Source organism: Aureimonas phyllosphaerae (genome assembly GCF_900113065.1).
In the GTDB taxonomy this organism is placed as follows: domain Bacteria; phylum Pseudomonadota; class Alphaproteobacteria; order Rhizobiales; family Rhizobiaceae; genus Aureimonas; species Aureimonas phyllosphaerae.
Genome location: NZ_FOOA01000006.1, coordinates 14827 through 38667 on the forward strand (window position 1 = coordinate 14827; position 23841 = coordinate 38667).

The 23841-nt window shown below is 69.2% G+C and carries 22 protein-coding genes; 7 read left to right on the forward strand and 15 right to left on the reverse strand.

All coding sequences use genetic code 11. From position 1 onward, the window contains the following. Positions 1-34 precede the first annotated feature (34 nt). A complete protein-coding gene (locus tag BM175_RS09490) occupies positions 35-880 on the reverse strand; it encodes a type 1 glutamine amidotransferase (protein ID WP_244545945.1) in 846 nt (281 codons plus the stop codon). A 203-nt stretch (positions 881-1083) separates the two neighbouring features. Here BM175_RS09490 and BM175_RS09495 point away from each other — a divergent pair, with 203 nt between their 5' ends. After that, positions 1084-1578: a YciE/YciF ferroxidase family protein gene (locus tag BM175_RS09495; protein ID WP_090962405.1), complete on the forward strand. Its 495-nt coding sequence runs from the start codon at positions 1084-1086 to the stop codon at positions 1576-1578. Positions 1579-1590: 12 nt separating this feature from the next. Here BM175_RS09495 and BM175_RS09500 read toward each other — a convergent pair whose 3' ends face one another. The 3 genes from BM175_RS09500 to BM175_RS09510 form a co-directional block, all read right to left on the reverse strand. Beyond that, a complete protein-coding gene (locus BM175_RS09500) occupies positions 1591-1770 on the reverse strand; it encodes a hypothetical protein (RefSeq protein ID WP_090962407.1) in 180 nt (59 codons plus the stop codon). 78 nt (positions 1771-1848) lie between these two features. Further along, entirely contained in the window at positions 1849-3180 is a 1332-nt protein-coding gene (locus tag BM175_RS09505; RefSeq protein WP_425285269.1) for an arsenic transporter, read from the reverse strand. Positions 3181-3196: 16 nt separating this feature from the next. Beyond that, positions 3197-4600 carry an MFS transporter gene (locus BM175_RS09510; RefSeq protein WP_090962410.1) on the reverse strand — a complete coding sequence of 468 codons (1404 nt, stop codon included), beginning with the start codon at positions 4598-4600 and terminating at the stop codon, positions 3197-3199. 283 nt (positions 4601-4883) lie between these two features. Between BM175_RS09510 and BM175_RS09515 the strand changes: the two genes are divergently transcribed. Next, the gene (locus BM175_RS09515) at positions 4884-6338 is read left to right on the forward strand and encodes an NAD-dependent succinate-semialdehyde dehydrogenase (RefSeq protein WP_090962412.1); all 1455 of its coding nucleotides are present in this window, start codon (positions 4884-4886) and stop codon (positions 6336-6338) included. Between the two features lie 9 nt (positions 6339-6347). On the opposite strand, the gene BM175_RS09520 is transcribed toward BM175_RS09515, so the two are convergent. Then, positions 6348-6899, reverse strand: coding sequence for a cupin domain-containing protein (locus BM175_RS09520; protein ID WP_090962414.1), 552 nt, complete (start codon positions 6897-6899; stop codon positions 6348-6350). A gap of 146 nt (positions 6900-7045) precedes the next feature. Between BM175_RS09520 and aptA the strand changes: the two genes are divergently transcribed. Further along, positions 7046-8386, forward strand: coding sequence for an omega-aminotransferase AptA (aptA, locus tag BM175_RS09525; RefSeq protein WP_090962415.1), 1341 nt, complete (start codon positions 7046-7048; stop codon positions 8384-8386). Here aptA and BM175_RS09530 read toward each other — a convergent pair whose 3' ends face one another. After that, complete coding sequence (locus BM175_RS09530; RefSeq protein WP_090962417.1) at positions 8387-9934, reverse strand: GMC family oxidoreductase; 1548 nt, start codon at positions 9932-9934, stop codon at positions 8387-8389. Further along, positions 9931-11298: an alpha/beta hydrolase gene (locus tag BM175_RS09535; RefSeq protein ID WP_090962419.1), complete on the reverse strand. Its 1368-nt coding sequence runs from the start codon at positions 11296-11298 to the stop codon at positions 9931-9933. Before BM175_RS09535 ends, BM175_RS09530 begins: the two co-directional genes overlap by 4 nt. Positions 11299-11492: 194 nt before the next feature. Between BM175_RS09535 and BM175_RS09540 the strand changes: the two genes are divergently transcribed. Next, positions 11493-12548 carry an NAD(P)-dependent alcohol dehydrogenase gene (locus tag BM175_RS09540; RefSeq protein WP_090962421.1) on the forward strand — a complete coding sequence of 352 codons (1056 nt, stop codon included), beginning with the start codon at positions 11493-11495 and terminating at the stop codon, positions 12546-12548. 21 nt (positions 12549-12569) lie between these two features. Here BM175_RS09540 and BM175_RS09545 read toward each other — a convergent pair whose 3' ends face one another. The 3 genes from BM175_RS09545 to BM175_RS09555 form a co-directional block, all read right to left on the reverse strand. Further along, a complete protein-coding gene (locus BM175_RS09545; RefSeq protein WP_090962423.1) occupies positions 12570-13037 on the reverse strand; it encodes a hypothetical protein in 468 nt (155 codons plus the stop codon). Between the two features lie 201 nt (positions 13038-13238). Next, positions 13239-14858, reverse strand: a complete 1620-nt coding sequence (gene xseA / locus BM175_RS09550) for an exodeoxyribonuclease VII large subunit (RefSeq protein ID WP_090962425.1) — start codon at positions 14856-14858, stop codon at positions 13239-13241. Further along, positions 14852-15805, reverse strand: a complete 954-nt coding sequence (locus BM175_RS09555; protein WP_090962427.1) for a LysR family transcriptional regulator — start codon at positions 15803-15805, stop codon at positions 14852-14854. Before BM175_RS09555 ends, xseA begins: the two co-directional genes overlap by 7 nt. A gap of 186 nt (positions 15806-15991) precedes the next feature. On the opposite strand from BM175_RS09555, the gene BM175_RS09560 reads away from it, so the two are divergent. Then, positions 15992-16276, forward strand: coding sequence for a DUF1127 domain-containing protein (locus BM175_RS09560; protein ID WP_090962429.1), 285 nt, complete (start codon positions 15992-15994; stop codon positions 16274-16276). A gap of 85 nt (positions 16277-16361) precedes the next feature. Here BM175_RS09560 and BM175_RS09565 read toward each other — a convergent pair whose 3' ends face one another. The 4 genes from BM175_RS09565 to BM175_RS09580 form a co-directional block, all read right to left on the reverse strand. Beyond that, positions 16362-17675 carry a hemolysin family protein gene (locus BM175_RS09565; RefSeq protein WP_090962431.1) on the reverse strand — a complete coding sequence of 438 codons (1314 nt, stop codon included), beginning with the start codon at positions 17673-17675 and terminating at the stop codon, positions 16362-16364. Positions 17676-17819: 144 nt separating this feature from the next. Next, entirely contained in the window at positions 17820-18662 is an 843-nt protein-coding gene (locus BM175_RS09570; protein WP_090962433.1) for a hypothetical protein, read from the reverse strand. Between the two features lie 113 nt (positions 18663-18775). Then, positions 18776-20149, reverse strand: a complete 1374-nt coding sequence (locus BM175_RS09575) for a glutamate--cysteine ligase (RefSeq protein ID WP_090962435.1) — start codon at positions 20147-20149, stop codon at positions 18776-18778. Positions 20150-20267: 118 nt separating this feature from the next. Continuing rightward, positions 20268-21014, reverse strand: coding sequence for a 16S rRNA (uracil(1498)-N(3))-methyltransferase (locus BM175_RS09580; protein WP_090962437.1), 747 nt, complete (start codon positions 21012-21014; stop codon positions 20268-20270). A 156-nt stretch (positions 21015-21170) separates the two neighbouring features. Between BM175_RS09580 and BM175_RS09585 the strand changes: the two genes are divergently transcribed. Together BM175_RS09585 and BM175_RS09590 are read left to right on the forward strand one after the other, a co-directional pair. After that, positions 21171-21968: an SDR family NAD(P)-dependent oxidoreductase gene (locus BM175_RS09585; RefSeq protein WP_090962439.1), complete on the forward strand. Its 798-nt coding sequence runs from the start codon at positions 21171-21173 to the stop codon at positions 21966-21968. A 223-nt stretch (positions 21969-22191) separates the two neighbouring features. Then, entirely contained in the window at positions 22192-23328 is a 1137-nt protein-coding gene (locus tag BM175_RS09590) for a phosphatase PAP2 family protein (protein WP_090962441.1), read from the forward strand. On the opposite strand, the gene BM175_RS09595 is transcribed toward BM175_RS09590, so the two are convergent. Continuing rightward, on the reverse strand, positions 23295-23828 hold the full coding sequence (locus tag BM175_RS09595) for an O-acetyl-ADP-ribose deacetylase (RefSeq protein ID WP_210185780.1): 534 nt from the start codon (positions 23826-23828) through the stop codon (positions 23295-23297). The genes BM175_RS09590 and BM175_RS09595 overlap by 34 nt on opposite strands. Between the last annotated feature and the right edge of the window lie 13 nt (positions 23829-23841).

The window sequence follows — 23841 nt, forward strand, 5'->3', positions numbered from 1 at the left end:
CTGATATGGGTATCAAACCGTTGATACACAACGATTATGAGGCTTTCCGAGATGCCGTGTGGGCGATGAAATTGCGGATTTCGCGCATGCGTCGCTCGGGCTCCGTCACCTCCCGGTCGAGACCCAGCTGCCAGGCGAGATCGCGCCGCTCCGGCTCGGCATCGAGCGCCTCGATCCGCCGGGCGTGGGCTTCCAGCGCCGCCTCGTCGGCGACGAGCTTTTCCTCCAGAAGGTCGTCCTTCTGGCGGCGAAGCGCGGCGGCGATCTCGGCGAGCGAGAGTTCGGGGTGGTACTGGACGCCCCAGAACGTGCCGGCCCCGTGGCGGATCTCGACCGCCTGGACGGGCGTCGTGCGGGTGCCGGCAAGGATCCTCGCCCCGTCGGGCAGGACGGACACTTCGTCGGAATGCATGGCCGGCGCGTCCCAGGTCAGCGGGCGACCGGCGAGCAGCGGATGGACGCGCCCGGCATCGGTCGCGACGATCCCGCGCACGAACCCGGCTTCCATGCGCGGCGAGCGTGGCTGGCACCGTCCCCCGGCCGCGACGCTCGCGATCTGAAGACCCGCGCAGGAGCCGAAGGCGGGCACGCCTGCCTCGAAGACACGCGTCATGAACGCGGCCGCCGAGCGCGTTTCCACCGTGTCGGCATGCATCTGGATCGGCGATCCCGACAGGACGATGCCGTCGAACGCGCCGAGAGCCTCCGGCGAGGGCGGTGTCGCCCCGTCGACGCAGGAGACGGTCTCGCACTCGATCTCCGGTCGGATCGTCCGCAGCGTATCGGCATAGGTCTCGTCGGACGCGGCGCCGACGTCGTTTCGCCGGGCCTCCCGCTGGTCGGGGGTCTCGCTGGCGACGATCAGGAAGCGAAGGGGCAAGGCGGATCTCTTCGGGTCATGCGGAATTGGCTCATGAGGCAACGCGAGGGCGCCTGTATCGGGCACGGGCCGGAATGTCGCAGGGCCGCCCATGTTGGCAGACGGCTACGAAGACGGCGGGGAACGCGGGCGGCGGACGGCGGCTTCACCCGCCGACGATCCGGGCGACAACGCCCGGTCCGCAAACGACATCGAGGCGCCCCATGGCCGACAAGACGCTGCACGACCTCTTCCTCCACCAGCTGAAGGACACCTACTTCGCGGAGAACCAGATCCTGAAGGCGCTGCCAAAGATGATGGAGGCTGCCGTCTCCACCGATCTCAAGTCGGCGCTCGGCGTCCATCTCGACGAGACCAAGGGGCAGGTCGCGCGCCTCGACGAGGTGTTCGGGCTTCTGAACACCAAGCCCGAGGGCGTCGAGTGCCAGGCGATCCTCGGCATCATCGCGGAAGGGCAGGAGGTGATGGAGGAATTCGCCGGGTCCGAGGCGCTCGATGCCGGGATCATCGCCGCCGCACAGGCCGTCGAGCACTACGAGATCACGCGTTACGGCACGCTCTACGCCTGGGCTGGCCAACTCGGGCTCGACGAGGCCGCCGATCTCCTCAAGGAAACGCTGATCGAGGAGGAGAACACCGACGATATCCTGTCGGACCTTGCCGAAAGCTCGGTCAACGCGCAGGCGAGCGACGCCTGACGGCGCGCGCCGTCAGCCGAAGACGAGCGCCCAGAGGCCTTGGAAGACGCTGGTTCCCGCCAGCGGGCCGAAGAGCAGCATCGCGAAATTGACTGCAAGGACCCACATTAGCACCCGCTCCCCGCGCTTCGACAGGCGGGGGGTGGGCTTGATCGGCTCGGGCGGTCGCCAGTTTCGGTATTCGAGGAACATCGACGGTCTCCCCGGTGAAGGATCGAGAATGCGCCCGCTTCGTCCCGCCCGCAACCCGGTCCCGTCCCGTTGTGGCGATCAGCCCCAGGGCTGGTAGACGACCGCCAGGAGCGCGAGGACGAGCGCGGGCGGCATGACCACGAAACCGAGGCGCAGGAAGGCCATGGCGCCGAAGTCGAGGTTTGCGCGGCGCAGCGCCGTCAGCCAGAGGATCGTCGCCAGCGAACCGGTGACCGACAGGTTCGGCCCGATGTCGATGCCGACGAGGATCGCATCCACCACCTTCTGCGGCAGGTCCGCCGCCGTCGTGAAAGCGCCGGCCAGAAGGCCGAGCGGCAGGTTGTTGGTGAGGTTGGTGCCGAAGGCGAGCGCGGCGCCGGAGGCGAAGGCGCCGGCATCGGGCGCCGCGTTCAGCGGGCCCTGCAGCGTGTCGATCAGCGTCGCCTGCAATCCGCTGACCTCGAGCGCGCGCACGATCACGAAGAGGCCCGCCACCAGCGCCAATGTGTCCCAGGACACTTCCCGGATGAGCGGCAGCGGGCTCGAGCGCTCCCCGATCGTCACGGCGAGGGCGGTGAGAAGGCCCGCGACCAGCGTCGGCGGTCCGAGCTCCAGCCCGATCGCCGAGGACACGAGAAGAACCAGCGCAGCGGCGACGAGGCCGATCGCCGCGATCCGGCCGCCGAGCGAAAGGGTGGGAATGGCCACATTGGTGTCGGTGGTGCCGACAAGGTCGTTCCGCTGCGTCCAGCGCAGGAGCCAGAACGTCGCGAGGATCGACAGGACCGAGGGCAGCGTGAAGCGCGCCAGCCATTCGCCGAGCGCCGGCATGTCCGAGCCGAACACCACGAGGTTGGCGGGATTGGAGATCGGCAGCACGAACGAAGCGGCATTAGCGACGAAGGCGCAGATCAGGAGATAGGGCAGCGGCGAGGCGACCTTGGCAGCCCGCGCGACGGCGATCACCGCCGGGGTCAGCACGACGGCCGTCGCGTCGTTCGAGAGGAACACGGTGACGAGCGTGCCGATCAGGTAGACGAGAAGGAAGAGGCGCTGCGGCGAGCCCTTCGCCGAGCGTGCGGCAAAGGCCGCGAGGTAGTCGAAGAGGCCCTCGCGCCGCGCGGTGCCGGCCAGCAGCATCATGCCGGCGAGGAACAGGTAGACGTCGGTCCCCATCTCGACGCCGTGGGCGGCTTCCTGCCAGGGCAGGAGACCGAGCACGACGAGGATCACCGCGCCCGCCACCGCGAAGATCCACTCCGGCCAGTTTCCCGGCCGGAAGATGACGCCGAAGACGGTGAGGGCGCTGACGACCCAGATGGCGATGGGAAGGCTTTGGGTCATGGGCCGCAGGATCTTGAGGCTCGCGGGCGGCAGGCCCCGAGGCGGTGGTCGAAAACGGGTGCGGATCTGCCTTGAGGTGCCGTCAGTCGCCCGAACAGGCGGCCGCGACCTTGGGCGAGGACACGAGCCATAGCACCAGACCGCACATGGCGAAGGCCGCGAGCGAGAGATACGCTGTGGAATAGCCGAAATTGGTCACGATCACGCCTGCGATCGCGGGGCTCAGCGACGCGCCGACGCCCTGCACGGTCATTACCGCACCGAGACCCGCATTGATGTGGCCGGTGCCGCGCAGCATCCGCGCGACGAGGCCGGGCACCGCGACACCCAGGAGGCCGGCACCGACGCCATCCAGCATCTGCACGGGGATCAGCGCATAGGGGTTCGGCCAGAGGCCGGCGATGAGGCCGCGGACCGGAAGCGCCACGAGGGCGGCGACCAGCAGCAGGAAGTAGCCGCGCCGGCTGGCGAACCCGGCAGCGAGCAGCGCGATCGGGATCATGGTCAGCTGCGCGATAATGACGGTGGCCGCAGTGTACGACACCGGATCCGACAGGAGCGTCTGCAGCGTCGAGGGCTGGCGCACCGGCTCCGACGCCGGGCGCCCCGCAGTGGACTGACCCGGCGAGATGGCCGTGGTGGTGGTGCCAGCTGCCGAGGCGGACGCGGTGTCGGCGGTGCCGGTTACCGCTCCTGTGGTCGTATCCTGCTCGGCTTGGGCTGCCACCTGCTGGCCGAGAAGCGGCAGCATCGCACCGTTGCCGAAGTGGAAGAGCATGAGGGTCGCGGCGAGGATGAGGAGCGGGCGCGACTTCCACAGGACGCTGAAGCCCGACGGCGCCTCGCGCTCGGCGCCTTCCTTGCGGTCGAGACCGCGCGCCACGTCGTGGTCGATGTCGTCCGGTCGGATCATCAGGACGGCGACGATCGACCCGACCGCCATCATCGTCATCAGGATGAACACGGCTGGCAGGCCGAACTCGTAGCCGAAGAAGCCGGCGCCGGCCGCAGCGAAGACGTTGCCGCCGTGGTTCCAGGCTTCGTTACGCCCGAGCTGCGGGGCGAGGCCCTTCTGGCCGACGAGGCCGAGCGTCAGGCCGGCAAGCGCCGGGCCGATCGCGGCACCCGCGATGCCGGTCGCGATCTGCGATGCGGTCACGAAGGCGAAGGTCGGCACGAAGAGGATGGCGAGCGACGCGACGATCACGAGAGCGGCGCAGAAGCCGACCATGAAGCGCTTGGCGCGCGAGGCGTCGGCAAGCGCTCCGAGCGGCGTCGTCGCCAGCATGCCGGCGATGCCGCCGATCGTCATCACGAGGCCGATCTGCGCGGCGCTCCAGCCCTGACCGACCAGGAAGATCCCGAGAAACGGCCCGAGACCGTCGCGCACGTCGGCCAGAAAGAAGTTGACCGCCCCCAGCGCGCGGATCGAGCGCGAGGGCGTGGACTTGACCTGCGCACTCGGCGCGGCGGCGATCGTGCTCATGCGTTTTCGTCCCCGATGGCCGGGCGCGACAAGGCGCCACGGGCGTTCAGCCGGCTATCAAGTCTGCGTGAGGTCGTTTGGTTGCGTAGCGATCGCGCGATTTCCTCGCGTCGCATCCTCTGGCCTCTCGCATGAGCCACCGCTTGGGAAGCAACGCGGCCGATGATCCCGTCGATCGGCGACCGAAGCAGCCGCTTTCGCGCTTGCGATGCGCCGGCGAAAGGGCAACATCGGCGCCCGCGTCCCACATTCCGTTGTGAACAGACTTGGAAGGAAAGCCGGCATGCAGCTCCAGAGCCGCCTGAAAGACCCGTCCCTCCTGCGCACGCAGGCTCTCGTGGCCGGCGAATGGATCGACACGGCCGGAACGATCGACGTCATCGACCCGGCGACCGGCGAGGTGATCGCCACCATGCCGGACTGCGGCGCGGCCGAGACGCGAGCCGCGATCGAAGCGGCCGAGAAGGCGTTTCCGGAATGGCGCCGCACGCCGCCGGCCAAGCGCGCCGCGATCCTGGAGCGCTGGAACGATCTCATTCTGGAAAACGCCGACGACCTCGCCGCGATCATGACGGCCGAGCAGGGCAAGCCGCTCGCCGAGGCCAGGGGCGAGGTGGCCTATGGCGCGAGCTTCGCCAAATGGTTCGCCGAAGAGGCGCGGCGGATCTACGGCGACGCCTTCACCGGCCCGACGGGCGACCGGCGCATCCTCGTCCTGCGCGAGCCGGTGGGCGTGTGCGTCGCCATCACCCCGTGGAACTTTCCGATCGCGATGATCACCCGCAAGGCCGCTCCGGCCTTTGCCGCCGGCTGCCCGATCGTGCTCAAGCCCGCCGACCTCACGCCCTTCTGCGCTCTGGCTCTCGCTGTCCTTGCCGAGCGCGCCGGCATCCCGAAGGGTGTCTTCAGCGTCGTCACCGGCAAGGCCGCGCCGATTGGCGGCGAGATGACCGGCAACCAGACGGTGCGCAAGCTCTCCTTCACCGGTTCGACCCCGGTCGGCCGCCTGCTGATGGAGCAGTCCGCCAAGACGCTGAAGCGGCTCTCGCTCGAACTTGGCGGCAACGCGCCTTTCATCGTGTTCGACGATGCCGACCTCGACCAGGCGGTGGCCGGGGCGATGATGTCGAAGTTCCGCAATGCCGGCCAGACCTGCGTCTGCGCCAACCGCATCCTGGTGCAGGACGGGATCTACGACCGCTTCGCCGAACGCTTGGGCGCCGAGACCGCCAAGCTGAAGCTCGGCAACGGCTTCGACGACGGCGTGACCGTCGGCCCGCTGATCAACGATGCGGCGGCCGAGAAGGTGGTCCGCCACATGGAGGACGCGCTGTCGAAGGGGGCGAAGCTCGTGACCGGCGGCCGCGACGCGACGAAGGGCCGTTTCGTCGCGCCGACCGTTCTCACCGGCGCCGACACCTCGATGCTGATCGCCAACGAGGAGACGTTCGGACCGCTCGCCCCGCTCATCCGCTTCGGCGCCGAGGACGAGGCGGTGCGGATCGCCAACGACACGCCGTTCGGCCTCGCGTCGTACTTCTACACGCGCGACATCAGCCGCGCGTGGCGCGTCGGCGAGGCGCTGGAGTTCGGCATGGTCGGCCTCAACACGGGCACCGTGTCGATGGAATCGGCGCCGTTCGGCGGCGTGAAGCAGTCGGGTCTCGGGCGCGAGGGCTCGGCCTACGGCATCGACGAGTACCTGGAGCTGAAGTCGCTCCACATGGGCGGTCTGTAACGCCCGTCGTCAGAAGGTCGGCGGCGTGCAGGCGCTGACCACCTCGCAAGGGTGGGGGCCGACGCAGCGGAAGCGGTGCGGCCTGCGGCTCTCGAAATAGTAGGCGTCGCCGGGTCCGAGGATCCGGCGCTCCTCGCCGACCGTCACCTCCAGCCGCCCGGACAGGACGATGCCGCCTTCCTCGCCTTCGTGCACGAGCGGTACCTGCCCGGTGTCGGCGCCCGGCTGGTAGCATTCCTTCAGGATCTGCAGCGCCCGGCCGAACAGGCTCTCGCCGACCTGCCGGTAGGAGATCGGACCCTTGCCGATCTCGACGAGTTCGTCCGCACGGAAGAACACGCGCGCGTCCGGCGCCGGCTCGAAGGCGAAGAACTCCGCCAGACCCACCGGCAGCCCATCGAGAATACGCTTCAGCGCGCCGACCGACGGATTCGTGGCGTTCGCCTCAATCAGCGAGACAGTGGAGTTGGTCACCCCGGCGCGCTTGGCGAGTTGGCGCTGCGACAGGCCGTGGGCGAGGCGGAGTTGGCGCAGTCGGCCGCCGATATCGATTGCGTCCATGACCATCCTCCCCGTTGCAGCCGTTCGACATATCGAACACGCCGGCGGGCCGGGTCAACGCGATCAAGGGCTTGGCGACCGCCAGAAAAGGACTTGTTGCGGCGAGCGATCCGGGTTTCCCTTCGGCATCGTCAGGAGCCGATCCCATGAACCATCACGCCCGCCCGAACATGCCCGCCCTCGACAGCTACTGGATGCCGTTCACGGCCAACAGGCAGTTCAAGCAGGCGCCGCGGCTCCTCGCGAGCGCGAGCGGCATGTACTACGCCGACATGGACGGGCGATGCGTCCTTGACGGCACGGCCGGCCTCTGGTGCGTCAATGCCGGGCACGGGCGCCGCGAGATCGCGAGCGCGGTGGAGCGCCAGCTGATGACGCTCGACTACGCGCCGTCCTTCCAGATGGGGCACCCGATCGCCTTCGAGTTCGCCGAGCGCCTCGCGGCCATCGCGCCGGGACCGGAGGGGCAAAAGCTCGACCGCGTGTTCTTCACCGGCTCCGGCTCGGAGTCCGTTGACACCGCCCTGAAGATCGCGGTCGCCTACCAGCGCGCGATCGGGCAGGGCACGCGCACGCGGCTCATCGGGCGCGAGCGCGGCTACCACGGCGTCGGCTTCGGCGGCATCTCGGTCGGCGGTCTCGTCAACAACCGCCGCGTCTTTCCGACCCTGCCGGGCACCGATCACCTCCGCCACACGCACGACATCGCCCGCAACGCCTTCACGAAGGACGGCCTGCCAAAGCACGGCGCCGAACTTGCCGACGATCTGGAGCGCCTCGTCGCGCTGCACGGCACGGAGACGATCGCCGCAGTGATCGTCGAGCCGGTGGCCGGCTCGACCGGCGTCCTCCTGCCGCCGGAGGGCTACCTCCAGCGCCTGCGCGAGATTGCCACGCGCCACGGCATCCTTCTGATCTTCGACGAGGTGATCACCGGCTTCGGCCGTCTCGGCTCGCCCTTCGCGACCGACCATTTCGGCGTCGTGCCGGACCTCGTGACGACCGCGAAGGGCCTGACCAACGGCGTCATCCCGATGGGCGCGGTGTTTGCCGGGCGCCATGTCCACGACGCTCTGATGCACGGGCCGGAGAACGCGATCGAGCTCTTCCACGGCTACACCTATTCCGGGCATCCGGCCGCCTGTGCCGCAGGCCTTGCGACCCTCGACATCTACGAGAGCGAGGGCCTCCTGACCCGAGCGGGGGACCTCGCTGCTCACTGGGCCAAGGCGATGCACGCCCTAGCCGATGCGCCGCATGTCGTCGACGTGCGCACGATCGGACTCGTCGCCGGCATCGAACTTCAGCCCCGCGACGGCGCGCCGGGCACGCGCGCCTACGACGTCTTCACCGAGTGCCTGGCGCGCGGTCTCCTGATCCGCGTGACCGGCGACATCATCGCCCTGTCCCCGCCTCTGATCGTGGAGGCAGGGCAGATCGACGAGATGGCGGCGACGCTCGCTGACGTGATCGACGCCACCGCCTGATCAGGCCCGTGCGAGGAACCGCTCGGCGGTTCGCAGCGAAAGGGCCATGATGGTGAGGGCCGGGTTGGCGATCACCGCGCTCGGGAAGATCGAGTTGTCGCAGATCCAGAGATTGTCGATCTCGTGGCTGCGACCGTCCGGATCGACCACCGACGCGGACGGATCGGTGCCCATCCGGCAGGTGCCGATCGTGTGGGCGGTGCGCGGCAGGACGCGGATGTCGCGCCCGCCGGCCGCCTCCACGATGGCCTTCATCGTGCGCACGGCGTGCCGGTCGATCCGCTGCTCGTTGTCCTTGAGGCTGAAGGCGACCTTCGCCTTCGGCACGCCGAAGTCATCGACCTCGTCCGAGAGCTCCAAGCGATTGTCGTCGTACGGCAGGCACTCGGTGTTGATGCCGACGCCCGCCATGAAGCGGTACTGGTCCATCGCCTCGACGAGCTTCTTGCCCCAGAGGCCGGCGCCGCGCGTCATCGTCGTCGCGATCGTCAGCGGCATGACGCCGAGGCTCTGGATGAGATAGCCGCCGGCAAAGTCTGCGTCCGCGGGCCGGATCGTGTCTTCGGTCAGGAGCGAGGACGGATAGCCGCGCCAGCCGCGCATCTCGGTGTCGAAGCGGCCCCAGACCTGCGTCGCGCCGTGCGCCATGAAGTTGCGACCGACCTGGCCGCTGCCGTTGGCGATCCCCGTATGGAGGAGAAGGCGTGGCGTCTCGACGCCGCCGGCGGCGAGGATCAGATGCCGGCATCGCTGGCGCTCGTCGCGCCCGTTGCGGCGGTAGACGACCGCCGTGACACGGCCTGCGGCGTCGCGCTCGATCGTGTGGACGCGCGCTTCCGGCCGGATTTCGGCGCCCATCGAGACCGCGAGCGGCAGGTAGGTCGTGTCCATGCTCGCCTTGGAGCCGTTGCGGCATCCCTGGTGGCACGAGCCGCAGTTGACGCAGGCCTGCCGAAGGGGCGCTGCCTCCTGGGTCCAGTCGCGCGAGACGAGGGCAGCGGGCGCGTCGGTGGCGCGGATGCCGAGCGCCTCGCAGCCGCGCGCCATCATGTCGGCCGAGGCATTGCGCTTGGCCGGCGGGAGGGGATAGCGGCGTGCGGGATCCCACGGGTAGTCAGCGGGGCCGGACACGCCGATGAAGCGCTCGACCCGTTCGATGTAGCGGATCACCTCGGCATGGGCGATCGGCCAGTCGAGGCCCTCGCCGCTGCCCGAGCGCAGCGTCAGGTCGGCTTCGCTCGGTCGCGGCGTGAAGGCGCCCCAGTGCAGCGTCGAGCCGCCGACGCCCATGCCCGAATTGTTGGGGCCGAAGGCGGTCGGCGTGTCGCCGCCCGACAGGCGCTCCTCCATCCAGTTGATGTCGGAGCCTTCCATCTCGTCCGGCGTATGCTCGCCGGGCTCGAAGTTGCGGCCGGCTTCCAGCGCCACGACGCTGAGGCCCTTGGCTGCCAGCATGGCGAGAAGCGGCGCGCCGCCCGCACCCGTGCCGACGACCACGACGTCGACCGTGTCGTTGACGCCATGGGTGCGCATGTTGTCGAGTTTCATCGGGCCGTCTCCAGAACCGGTTCCCAGCCTTCGCGCTCGCCGGCGCCCAGGCGCTCGAAGCCCTGCTTGCGCGCGCCGTCGCCGCCGTTGGCAATTCCATCGAAGCCGATCCGCGCCATCGTGGCGGGATGGGCGAGCCAATGCCGCACGAGGTCGACCCGCGCGTCCTCGAACCAGGCCGACATCTGCTCGGCGCTCAAGCCCCCGGCGGGCGGAGCGAAGCGCCCCTCGGCGACGTCAGCGATGCGCGCGTCCTGTTCAGCTTCCGGCAGGGCGTCGAGCCCCTCCAGCGCGTCGAGCGCACGGGTGTAGGCCTCGCGGTCGTTCGGCAGAACGGCGGGGCGCCAGCCGTCGCCCTTGCCCTCGGCGACCTGCCCCTCGACAAGGGCCGCAAGGTCGATCGCCGGGCCGTCCTGCGGCACGACGCGCCTGGCCAACGCCCCCAGCGTCCGGCGCTGCGTGTCGCTCAGGAACCGCGGCGCGGCGCCCGCTGGCAGCAGCCGGTGGGCGAGGATGCCGCGAGTGCGGGCGCTGACGCGCGGCGAGGCGATGAGCTGCGTCATTTCCGGAGGCACCGCGGGGCCGAGGCCCGCGCGCTCGTTCCAGAAGCGGATGATGGCGTCCGCCACCGCATCCGTGCGCTCCAGCGGCAGGAGGTGCCCGGCACCATCCAGAACCTCCACCGTCGCCTGCGGATAGACGCGCGCATTGGTCTCGCGCTGCCCGTCCGGCCCGAGGTCGCCGTCCGCGCCGCCGGCCAGGATCAGGGCGGGCAGCGGCAGGGTGCCGACCATTTCCGACCAGTCCTCGCGGCTGCCGCGCTCGAGCCAGGCGGCCCAGGCTTCGCCCGTCGTGCGGCGAAGGTCCTGCATCATCCGCGCATCGTTCTCGGGCGCCAGCGGCGCGCCGACATTGGCATCGATGAACTGGCGGATGGCGTCGTCGCCGAGCCCCTGCCCGTCGCGGACCCAACGCAGCATGTCCTCACGCCGCGCCTCGTCCATCGGCTCAGGGCTCGGCGGCGAGCCCGCCAGGAGAACGATGCCGGCGAGGCCGAACAGAGGCTCGTCTCCGGCGAGCGTCCGCGCGGCCAGAACGGTGGCGATCTTGCCCCCCATCGAGTGGCCGGCGAGCAGCCAGCGGGAGGGCAGGCGTCCGGACAGTTCGCCCGCCACGTGACGAACCATGTCCTCGACGCTGGTGCCTTGGCTCAGAGGGGTTTCGCCGAAACCCGGCAGGTCGATGCCGATGACATCGAAACGATCAGCAAGACGCGCGGCGACGCCGTCGATGGCATGGCGGCTCGAGCCGAGGGCGTGGAGAAAGACCAGCGCCGGACGGTCGGCTGAAGATAATGGGGGCATGGGCTCCGCAGGACCGAATTGGAATCGTCGAGCCCGTCTAAAGTTTGGGCGGCCAACGGGTTCCGGCCGCGCCTGCTGCAAACTGTCGCCCCGCGCGGCTGTCACGCCCCTGTCGGCGCAATCGCGATATGACCCTTTGCGTGCGACCGGTCGAACCTATTTGCGCGCCCGCATCCATCAACGGAGAATTGCCCATGTTCCGCTGCGAAGGCTTTGCCACGGACTCCGCCGACAAGCCGCTGTCGCGCACGACGTTCGAGCGCCGCGACGTCGGCGAGCGGGACGTCAAGATCGACATCCTGTTCTGCGGCGTCTGCCATTCCGACCTGCACCAGGCCCGCAACGAGTGGCAGAACACGATCTACCCCTGCCTGCCCGGCCACGAGATCGTCGGCCGCGTGTCGGAGGTCGGCTCCGCCGTCACCAAGTTCAAGGTCGGCGACCTCGCCGGCGTCGGTTGCATGGTCGGCTCGTGCCAGAACTGCCCGAACTGCGCCGACGGTCTCGAGCAGTATTGCGACAACGGCTTCGTCGGCACCTATAACGGGATCGAGAAGGAGACTGGCAAGGTCACGATGGGCGGCTATTCCGACGCCATCGTGGTGGACGAAGGCTTCACGCTGCGGATCCCGGAGAACCTCGAGCTGGCCGCCGTCGCGCCGCTCCTGTGCGCGGGGATCACGACCTATTCGCCGCTGCGCCGCTGGAACGTCCAGCCGGGCCAGAAGGTCGGCATCGTGGGCCTTGGCGGTCTCGGCCACATGGGCGTGAAGCTCGCCCATGCGATGGGCGCGCATGTCGTCCTCTTCACGACCTCGCCGAAGAAGGCCGACGACGCCAGGCGCCTCGGCGCCGACGAGGTGATCGTCTCGACCGATCCGAAGCAGATGGAGGCGCACGCGACCTCCTTCGACTTCATCCTCGATTGCGTCGCCGCCGATCACGACGTCAACGCCTACCTCAACCTCCTGAAGCGCGACGGCACGATGTGCCAGGTCGGCGCGCCGGAGAAGCCGCTCTCGGTCGCCGCCTTCTCGGTGATCTGGAAGCGCCGTTCGTTCGCGGGATCCTTGATCGGCGGCATCGCGGAGACGCAGGAGATGCTCGACTTCTGCGCCGAACACAACATCACCTCGGACATCGAGATGATCGACATCAACGACATCGAGGCGGCCTACGCGCGGATGCTGAAGAGCGACGTGAAGTACCGCTTCGTGATCGACATGGCGACCCTGAAGAAGGCCGCCTGATCGCAGCAGCGCCGCCCGGCTTCAGGTCGGGCGGCGCTGCATCCAGATCTCGCGCAGCATCCGATCGACGATTTGCCGGTAGCGATCGTCCTCCGCCCGTTCCGCCAGGAAGCGCAGGTCGATCACCCGTTCGATGAACTCGTCCTCGATCGCCGTATGAATCCGGCTCTGCACCTCCGCGATGGAGGCGGTGAAGAGCGTCGGCTTGCCGGCGTCGCTCATCTTCCATTGGCTGAGACTGCGCACCCGGCGAATAGTGCCGTCCGCGAGGTGGATCCCGTAGACGTTGACCATCGGTTCGGCGCGCAGGAAGCTGCGCGACATGCGCTCGTAGACGAGGTCGAGATCCTCGCGAACGATGCGATCGCGAAAGCACGTGATCCCGATCGTATCCGCGCTCGCGCGGGGGAAACCCAGACGCTCGGCGAAGTCGGGGCTCAAGGACAGGGTGTTCTGCCCGAACTCCCACACCAGTTCCCCGGTCAGCATCCGTCCCGGTCCCCGGCCGCTCGGCTGATCTGTGGGAGGCGGCTCGACGGACACGGGAAGCTCCGGACAGGCGGGGATCGTTTCGGGTCTGATCAGATCGATCGGGCGTTCAGCCGTCAACCATCACGCGTATGAGAATCACGTTTTCAATTCAAGATCGATAGACGGCACGACATGCATGCGCCGGCCGCATGGCTGGGCTCAGAACAGGTCGCCCTGCGCCGTCGCCGGCAGCGTCGTCGCCTTGCGGCGTCCTGGCTTTGCAAGCCGCGGCGCCTCGCCTTCCACCTCGGTCGCGACCGCCGCACGGCGGTGGCCGTGTGCGAACTCGACCTCGAACGCGGTGCCCGGCTTCAGGTCCTCGGCCCTCGTGATCGGCGTATTGTCGGCGCCGCGCACGATGGCGTAGCCCCGCTCCAGGACCTGCCGCGGATCGAGGCTGGCGGCGACGCGCCACGCGCCCGAAAGCGCCACCTTGCGGCGCGAGACGAGATCGCCGAACGCCCGGTCCATGCGCTCGCCGGCCTGTGCGAGGCGTAGGCGCGCCTGGTCGGAGCGCGCGGCGACGACATGCGGGCGCAGCGATCCCTCCAGCCGTTCCAGCTGATGGCGACGCCGCGTGAGCGCATGGGTGAGGGCGTGGAAGATACCGGCCTCGGCGTGGCGCAGATCGGCGCGGCGGTCGCGGATCGCCGCCTCGAGCCGCGTGGGCGAGAGTTCGGCCGCCGCGTCGCCGAGCATGCGCCGCCGCTCGGCGGTGTAGAAGCGCAGGGCGCGTCCAAGCCCGGTCTCCGCCTCGTCCAGACGGCGGCGCGGCAGCGACAGAAGAAGGTCGGGCGAGGGCAGGGCGCGGGCGAGATGGGCAACGGCGCGGCGTTCGGCCTGCAGGGTGCGCGAGACGGCGGCCGATGCGCGCGCGTCCATCGCGGCGAGCGTCGCCACGAGATCGGCGCGCACCGGTACGGCCATCTCGGCGGCTCCGGTCGGCGTCGGCGCCCGGCGGTCGGCCGCATGGTCGATCAGCGTCCAGTCCGTCTCGTGGCCGACCGCCGAGATCAGCGGGATGGCGGAACGGGCAGCGGCGCGCACCACGCCCTCGTCGTTGAAGCCCCAGAGGTCCTCGAGGCTGCCTCCGCCGCGCGCGACGATCAGGACATCCGGCCGGGGAACCGGCCCGCCCGGCTCGATCGCGTTGAACCCGTCGATCGCGGCCGCGACCTCCTCGCCGCAGGTCTCGCCCTGGACGCGCACCGGCCAGACGAGGACATGGAGCGGGAAGCGGTCGGCGATGCGATGGCGGATGTCGCGGATCACGGCGCCGGTCGGCGAGGTCACGACGCCGATGACGCGCGGCATGAAGGGCAGCGGGCGCTTCCGCTCCGCCGCAAACAGCCCCTCGGCCTCCAGTTTCAATCGGCGCTCGTTGAGGAGCGCCATCAGCGCGCCGGCGCCCGCCGGCTGCATGGCTTCCACCACGATCTGATACTTCGAGGAGCCCGGGAACGTCGTCAGCTTGCCGGTGACGACGACCTCGAGCCCTTCCTCGGGCTTGAAGGCGAGCTTGGAGAAGGTCGTGCGCCAGACCACGGCCTCGAGCCGCGAGCGGTCGTCCTTCAAGGCGAAATAGGCGTGCCCCGAGGAATGCGGCCCGCGGTAGCCCGACACCTCGCCGCGCACCCGCACGTGTCCGTACGTGTCCTCCACCGTGCGCTTCAGGGCGCCGGAAATCTCGGAGACCGAATATTCGGCGACGTTGCTGCCGGCCTCGGTCTCCGCGACATCCTCGACCGGCGCGATCGCCGCGCGCGCGCGCTTCACCATCCGGCGAGCCCCACGCCCGGACGAAGGCGCTGCGAGCGGATCATCCGCGTTTCCGGCAGGCGTGTCGTGATGGTCTCGCGCGGCGTCACCGGCAGGTTCTGCAGGCTCTCGCGGATGTGCTGGACGAGCGCTGCGACCGCCGAGGACTGGCTGTTGCGTCCGCGCATGAGGGCGATCTGCGCGTCCGCGAGCCGCGGAAAGCCCTCGGCCTCGGTGAGGACGCGCATGCCCGGCCGCAGCGCGCATTCCGGCAGGACGCTGACCGCCAGCCCGGCGAGCACGGCGGAAGTGACGATCTGCGCCGACCATGAGGTGAAGAGGATGCGGTGCTCGCGCCCGACGCGTCGCAGCGCCTCGATGCCCTGCTGGCGCCAACCGCAGTCCGCCCGCCCGATCGCGAGCGGCAGCACGGGCTCCTCGTGCACCGAATGGGCGGCCGAGGTAACGAAGTGCAGCGGTTCGGTGCGCACGATTTCGGACCAGGCGTGAGTCTTCGTCGGGCAGACGAGGGCGACGTCGAGATGGTTCTTCTCGACGTGCTCGATGAGGCTCGATGTCGTCTCGCAGGCGATCTGCAACTCCACCCTCGGGTTGGATCGCACGAAGCGGGCCATGATCTCGGGCAGGAAGCGCTCGGCATAGTCGTCGGGCAGGCCGATGCGCACGTGACCCTCGATCGTCTCCTCGTCGAAGGCCGAGAGGGTTTCCTGGCTGAGGCAGAGCATCCGCCGTGCGTAGGTCAGGAGCCGCGCCCCGTCGTCGGTGAGCTTCACGGTCCGCCCGTTGCGCTCGAAGAGATCGGCACCGAGCCGCTCCTCCAGCCGGCGCACCTGCATGGAGACGGCGGACTGTGTCTTGAAGACCTCCTCCGCCGCGCGGGTGAAGCTGCCCGTGTCGACGATGGCGACGAAGGTGCGGAGCTGGTCGAGATCGAGCGGCGAGGCCATGGCGGCGACCCATCAGGATTGATGATGCTGTTCATAAGGAACATTCGTTGGCCTGATCCGTCAAGCCGATCTATTTCCATCCCCGTCAACACCGCGCCGATCGTTTCCGCCGCCGGACCCTCCGTCCGGCGGAACGGCCCCGCCTTGTCCCGACGCACCGTATGGCCCTCGAAAGGAGACCCCGCCATGACGCTCGCCACGAAGACGCCCCGCTCGTCCGTGATGGACATGCTCGCCCCGACCAAGGGTGCCCTGGCCTTTCCCGCCTTCCGCGCGATCGTCCGCACGCTCCTCAATCGCCGCGCGGCCTATCGCGTGTCCGAGCTTCCCGACTACCTCCTGAAGGACATCGGGCTGAAGCGGGACGACGTGCACGAGGCGCTGCACGCCGACTGGCGCGAGGATCCGACCTTCAAGCTGGCGCTCGCCGCCGCCCGTCGGCGCGGCCGCGTCAGCCCGCGCCGGGACTGAACTCCGCAAACCCCATCGAAAAAGGCCGCCGCGAGGGATCGCGGCGGCCTTTTTCGTGTTCCGACGTCAATCTACGTAGGAGCGGTCAGGCGTCCTCGCGTAGCGCGCCCACGAGCTCGCCGGTCTGCACGGCGAGGATCTTGTCGACACGCCGCCCGTCAAGGTCGACGACCTCGAAGCGCCAGGCGCCGTACTGGATCGATTCGCCGACCTCCGGGATGTGGCCGAACTGGTCGAGGATGAAGCCGGCCAGCGTCTCGTAGTCGCGCTCGCGCGGCAGTTGCGCCGAGCCGAGCGTCCGCTCGACGTCGTCGATCGGCATGCCGGCGTCGATGAGGTACGAGCCGTCGTCGCGGCGCACGGCCGCGTAGTCCTCCTCGGCGCCCTCGGGCAGCGAGCCCGCGATGGCGGCGAGGATGTCGGTCGGCGTCACTACGCCTTCGAACGAGCCGTACTCGTCAAGCACGATCGCCATGTGGATGTTGACGGCGCGGAACCGGTCGAGAAGCTTGAGGACCGGCATGGTCTCGTTGACATAGAGCGGCTCGCGCACGGCCGTTCGCACGTCGATCGAGCCGGTCTTGCGGTACTGCTCCAGAAGCTCCTTGGCCTGCACCACGCCGATCAGGTCGTCGACATCCTCGGAGGCGACGGGGAAGCGCGAGTGGCCGCTCGAATGGATCTCGTCCAGGATCGCGTCCGGCGAATCGGCCAGCGAGATCCAGGCGACGTCGGGGCGCGGCACCATGATGGAGCGCACGTTGCGATCGGCGATGCGCAGCACCCCCTCGATCATCTCGCGCTCCTTCTCCTCGAAGACGCCCGATTCGGTGCCTTCCGCGATCATCGCCTTGACCTCCTCCTCGGTCACGGCGTTCTCGTTCTTCTCGTTGGCGCCGACGAGCTTGCCGACCGTTTCGGTCGAGACGCGCAGGAACCAGACGATCGGCGCGCCGATCTTGGCGAGCGCTCGCATCGGCGAGGACACGAAACAGGCGATCGCTTCCGGATTGGCCAGCGCAAAGCGCTTGGGGACCAGTTCGCCGAGGATCAGCGAGAAATAGGTGATGAGGACGACCACGAGGCCGAAGGCGAAGCCTTCCGCATAGGCGCCGATCACGGGAAGCGGTGCCAGGAACTCGGCAAGCGGGCCGGAGAACACCGAGCCACCATAGGCGCCGGCGAAGATGCCGACGAGCGTGATGCCGATCTGGACGGTGGACAGGAAGCTCGTCGGGTCGTCGATCAGCTTGATCGCCCCTTCCGCCCCTCGCTTCCCGCTTTGTGCCATCTGCTGGAGACGGGCGCGGCGGGATGAGACCACCGCCAGTTCCGACATCGCAAAAAAGCCGTTGAGAAGAATCAGAAAGACGACGATCAGAAGGTTAGCGACTAGCATCCGGTATCCGTGAGGGAACTCGGGTCCCTCGATTGACGATGCACGGGATTATAGGCGGCAGGGCCCCACTCTTCCAATAGCGTTCGCGTGCAAACTTGCGTCGGGGCGGCTGAAGCCTTGCAGGCTCGGGCGTCTCCCGCCGGTTCAGCTTCCGGGCGCGCGAGGGCCGGCGCCGTACCGGTCGAACAGCCCCAGCATCTCGCGCATGTATTCGGCCTGCAGCGACTGGGCGTTGGCCAGCATCCCGGCGAACGCGAAGGGACCGGACGGCGCGGCGGCCGCGCGCTCCGGCGCCGGGGAGGGCTGGCGCGGCGGCGGGGGCGCGGCGGGGGCGGGCGGGCGCATCCAGCCGGTGGTCCAGGCCGTCATCAGTGCCATCGGGTCCATCGGCTGGGCGGCCGCCGCGTTCATCCAGGGCCAGCCGCGGAGCGCCCCGGCAAAGAGGTCGGTCATCGCCTGCTGCTGCGAGCGCGGCGCGTCGGCCGGGCGGCTGAAGGCTTCCAGCGCGTTGGCCGAGCGGCGCATGGCTTCCGCCATCGCCTGTCCCGCCGGGTCGGTCGGGTACGATCCCGGCGCCTGCCGACCGAACGCCGCCATGGTCTGCAGCATCGACTGGAACGACAGGAGCCCGAGGGACGGCATCATCTTCTCGATCACGTCCGGCGCCTGGCCGCTGAGGAGCGAGGCCTGGCGCGCCACCGCGCCCGCAAGCTCGGGCCCGAACAGGGTGCGCACGAAGGCTTCGCCGGCCTCCTGCGAGGGCAGGGCGGAGGTGGAGCTTGCGGGGAGCGAGGGCGCAAAGCCCCGCAGGAGCTTGCCCCAGGCGTCGGGGTCGAGCATCGAGCGCTGGAAGCCGAGCATGAAGGCCGGCACCAGCGCGTCCGTCGTGCGGCGCATCTCCTCCTGGCTGAGCCGGAACTGCGTCGCCAGCCGGTCGGCCAGGACGCCCGCGTCGGTCGCGGTGAGCCAGTCGAAGAAATCGGTCATTCCGGTCCCCGTATTCCCCGTGCAAAACGCCGCACGGCGCGGGGGACAGCATGACGCGGCCCGGCGGCGCTGCCAAGCCGTCGGGCAGCAACTCGCCGCCCGCGCGGGCCGTTTCAGTAGGCGAGATGCTGAAACAGGGGATCGATCCGGCCGCCCCAGGGGCCGCGGTGAAGGCGAAGAAGCTCCTCGGCCGCCGTCTCGCCGCGCGCCAGGATGTCGGCGAGCGGCTGGAGGAAGATCGTCTCGTCGTGGCCGTCCTCGTTGAGACGCGCGCGCGCGGCAAGGCCCTGCCGGGCGATCTCCAGCGTCTCGCGCGCGAGATCGAGGACGGTCCCGTCCCGGAACGGGGTCGCGAGGCCGAGGCGCGGCACCTCGGCCCGCAAACGCGAAGCCTCGTCGAAGTCGATGTCGCGCGTCAGCGCCATCACGGCGTCGAGCGCACCCTCGTCGTAGAGAAGGCCGGTCCAGTAGGCGGGCAGGGCGCAGATGCCGTGCCACGGTCCGCCGTCGGCGCCGCGCATCTCGATGAAACGCTTGAGCCGCACGTCCGGAAACAGTGTCGACAGGTGGTTTGCCCAGTCGCCCATGTTGGGCTCGGGCCGTGCGACCCGGCCTCCAAGCGCACCGTCGAGGAACTGGCGGAAGGTGATGTCGGTCGCGTCGTGATAGCGCCCCTCGCGCATCACGAAATACATCGGAACGTCGAGCGCCCATTCGACATAGTCGCGGTAGCCAAAGCCCTCCTCGAACACGAAGGGCAGGAGGCCGGACCGCTGGTTGTCGACGTCGGACCAGACGTCGGAGCGCCAGGACAGGAGGCCGTTCGGCTGCCCCTCGGTAAAGGGCGAATTGGCGAACAGCGCCGAGGCGACGGCCTGCAGGCGCATGCCGACCTGCATCTTGGCGCGCATGTCGGCTTCGGAGGCAAAGTCGAGGTTGACCTGGATCGTCGCCGTGCGGAACATCATGTCGAGGCCGCGTGTGCCGACCTTGGGCATGTAGCGTGCCATGATGGCGTAGCGCGACTTCGGCATGACGGGCGTCTCGTCGAGCCGCCAGAGCGGGCTCGATCCGATCCCGAGGAAGCGGATGCCGAGCGGATCGGCGATCTCCCTGACATCGGCGAGATGGCGCCCGGTCTCGACGCAGGTCTCGTGCAGCGTCTCCAGCGGGGCGCCCGACAGTTCGAACTGCCCGCCCGGCTCCAGCGAGATCGCGCCCTGGCCGCTGGCGCCCGCCAGCCCGATGATGCGACCCTCGTCGAGGATCGGCTCCCAGCCGGACAGCGCGGCCATGCCCTCGAGGACGCGGCGGATACCGCGATCGCCCTCGTAGGGCACGGGCCGCAGGTCGGCCGTGTAGAAGCCGAACTTCTCGTGCTCGGTGCCGATGCGGAAGTCCTCCCGCGGCTTCTCGCCCTCGGCGATATGGGCGACCAGTTCGTCGACGGAGCGGATCGGGGTCAGGTCGGTGGTGTCGCGCGCCATCAGGGGCTCCAGCCAGAAGTCGGGATCGCCGAGGTCTGGGGACCCCGGCGCGTTGGGGCGGTGTCTGTCCGCTTTCCGGGCGGCAGGCAAGGGGCATCCGGTGAACGGTGCGGCCGCGTCACGTGGCGATCCAGTCGCCCGCGCTCGCCTGGATGGCAGCAAGGGCGGCCACGGCCGCCGTATCGGCGCGCAGGATGCGGGGGCCAAGCGAGATGCGATGGACGTTCGGAAGGGCGAGGAGCGTCTCGCGCTCGCCCGCCGAGAACCCGCCTTCCGGGCCGATCAGGAGCGCGAGCGGATGCCCTTTCAGCGCCCCGAGCGTTTCGAGCGGGCTCGCCGCGTCCGCGCGCTCGTCGCAGAAAATCAGCGCCCGTGCAGCGTCCCGCTCCGCCAGGAACCGGTCGAAGCGCAGGGGCTCGCGGCATTCGGGCACGGACAGGATGCCGCACTGCTCGGCGGCCTCCACGGCGTTTGCCGCCATGCGTTCGACGTTGACGCGCGGCGCCTGGCAGTGCTGCGTCAGGACCGGCTGCAGGACGCCCGCGCCCATCTCCACCGCCTTCTGGACCATGTAGTCGAGGCGTGCGCTCTTCAGCGGCGCGAAGCAGTAATGAAGATCGGCGGCCTCGGTCTGCTCGCGCACGCGGCTTTCGGGAACGAGCGACAGGCGCTTCTTGCCCTCGCGCTTCAGCCGCGCGCGCCATTCCCCGTCGCGCCCGTTGAAGACGAGGACGCCCGCGCCGTCGTCGAGCCGCAGGACGTTGAGGAGGTAGTTGGTCTGGCCGGCGTCCGCCTCCACGGCGTCACCTGCGGCAAGCGGCGCGTCGAGGAACAGGCGCTGACCGGAAAAATCGTAGTCGGGCATCCAAATCCTCGAGGCGTCGGGCGGAGCCAAACGGGCTGCGAACGGTTAGCCGTGACCCCATCGGGCCGGCCAAGCTTCCTTCGTTGTAGCGAGCGCTCCCCCGATTTCCACCCGCGCGACCGTGCGCGCGCGGGAAACCCCCTCGAGGAACACGACATGGATCTTCAGATCGGCGGGCGCGTCGCCATCATCACCGGCGCCAGCGACGGCATGGGCTGGGCGACCGCCAGGCTCCTGGCGCAGGAGGGCGTGCGGCTCGTCCTCAGCGACGTCAAGACCGACACGCTGGAACGCGAGGTCGCCACGCTCGGCGGCGAGGCGATCGCGGTGAAGGCGGACGTCACGAGCCAGGCTGAGGTCGATGCGCTCGTCGCAGCGGCAGTCGAGCGGTTCGGAACGGTCGACATCGTGGTCCACACCGCCGGCATCACCGGCGCCAAGGGCGACCCGCTCGAGATGACCGACGCGGACTACGAGGAGGCCTACCGAACCGATTTCCTGTCGGCCGTGCGCATGGCGCGGGCTGCCGTGCCGGTGATGAAGCGGGGCGGCTGGGGGCGTTTCGTCTGCGTCGCGTCGGAGAACGTCGTCCAGCCCTACTGGGAGGAGGCGACCTACAACACGGCCAAGGCGGCGCTCGCCGTCTTCATGAAGGGCCTGTCCTACAAGCTCGCGGCCGACGGCGTCCTCGTCAACACGGTCGCGCCCGCCTTCATCGCGACGCCGATGACCGACGAGATGATGAAGAAGCGCGCGGAGGAGAAGGGCGTCTCCTTCGACGAGGCGATCGAGAGCTTCCTCGAGGAGGAGCGTCCCGGCATCGTCCAGAAGCGGCGCGGCGAGGCCGAGGAGGTCGCCGCCGTCATCGCGCTCCTCGTCTCGGAACGCGCGTCCTTCGTGAACGGCGCGAACATGCGCGTCGACGGCGGATCGGTGCAGGCCGTGCAGAACTGACGGGGGCGGGGCGCCATGCCGCAAGGCCCTGGGGCGGGTCGCCTGTGAGGCGGTCCCGCTCCGGGTTTTGAGGTTTTTCCCTGCGAGGCGAAAGGCGGTGTTCACCATTCTCGCATGAAGCGCCCCGCGTCTCATCCGTCAGGCAGGGTGAGAAGCGGTTTCTTCAGGGGCCGGCTCCATGGTTCCGCTCGGCTGAACGATCGGTCGCCCTTGAGGAAGCCCCATGTCCGTCATCGCCGACGCTTTTCCTGCCAGACGGCGTAGCACCGTCCTCGATCCTGCGCGTCTTCGTTTCGGGGTCCTGACCGAAGCGCCCGTGATCGCGCTGATCACTCTCTACGTCCTGTGCGCTCTGGCCATGACGCGCGAGAGCTTCTTCGATCTGGTGGTCAGGCTTCCCACGCCTTTCCTCGCCATGCTGGGCATGACGGTCGTGACTGCGATCGCGCTCGGCGCGGTCCGCTGCCTTGCCGTGACCCGGCCGAAGAGCCCGATCCGGCAGATGCTGGGAGAGGCGCGCGACGCGCTGAAAGATGGCTGGATCGAGCGATGGCTGCCCATGGCGCTCGCCGGCTCGCTGATGATGGTCGTCTTCGGCGACACCAAGACCGAAATCCCGGCGCTTGCCGGCGGCTTCCGGTGGGACGGGACGTTCGAGGCTCTCGACCGCACCCTCCATGGCGGCATCGCCCCTTGGGAACTGCTGCATCCCGTCCTCGGCTATCCCGTCGTCACCTATCTCCTCAGCCTGAACTACAGCCTGTGGTTCACGCTGATGTGGGGCATGTTCTTCTTCCATCAGACGATGCGACCGGGAACGCTCGGCCGCACCCGTTTCCTCGTCAGCTTCGTGCTGCTCTGGACGGTGGGCGGCACGCTTCTCGCGACGCTCTTCTCGTCGGCCGGGCCCTGCTATTTCGGCCTCGTGGCGGCGGGGCCGGACCCGTATCAGCCGCTGATGGCCTATCTCCGGCAAGCCGATGCCGTGCTTCCGCTGATGGCACTTGATATCCAGGACCTGCTTTGGGCGATGAAGTCCGCGGGAGTTCAAGGAGCCGGCATTTCGGCGATGCCGAGCCTCCACAACGCCGTGGCCCTTCTCATGTTTCTCGCCACCGCCAGGCTCGCGCCGTGGGTGCGCCTCGCCTTCGCCCTGCATTTTGGTCTCGTGTTCCTCGGATCGATCCATCTCGGCTGGCACTACGCCGTGGATGCCTATGCGTCTTTCGCCCTGACCCTTGTCGTCTGGTTCGGTCTTGGCCCGCTCGCGGACCGGTGGGATCGGTTCGTCGCCGAGCGTCGTCCGGCCATGCGGCGGCCTGTGGATCAGTTCGCGGCCACCTCCAGCGCTCGGCCGTAGGTCGCGGCGTCGCCCTCGGAAAAGCAGACGAGGGCGATGCGCCGGAAATGGCCGGTCGCGGCCGCCACCAGCGCCTCGTGCACCGCGATGTGGGCGGCCCGGCATTTCGGGAAGCCGTAGACGCCGGTGGAGATCGCCGGAAACGCGATCGAGCGGAGGCCGTTCTCGCGCGCCAGGACAAAGGACGAGCGGTACGCGCTCGCCAGCACCTCGTCCTCGCCTTGCGTTCCGCCATGCCAGACCGGGCCGACCGTATGGATCACGCGTGCCGCGGGCAGATGGTAGCCGAAGGTGATCCGGGCCTCGCCCGGCGGGCAGCCGCCGATCGTGCGGCATTCCTCCAGAAGTTTTGGGCCGGCCGCGCGATGGATCGCCCCGTCGACACCCCCGCCGCCCAGAAGGCTCGGGTTGGCCGCGTTGACGATCGCGTCGACCCTGCAGTCCGTGATGTCGCCGACCGTGACCTCGATCACCGTGCCGGCCCGCTCGATCCGCGCCATGACGTCCTCCTCG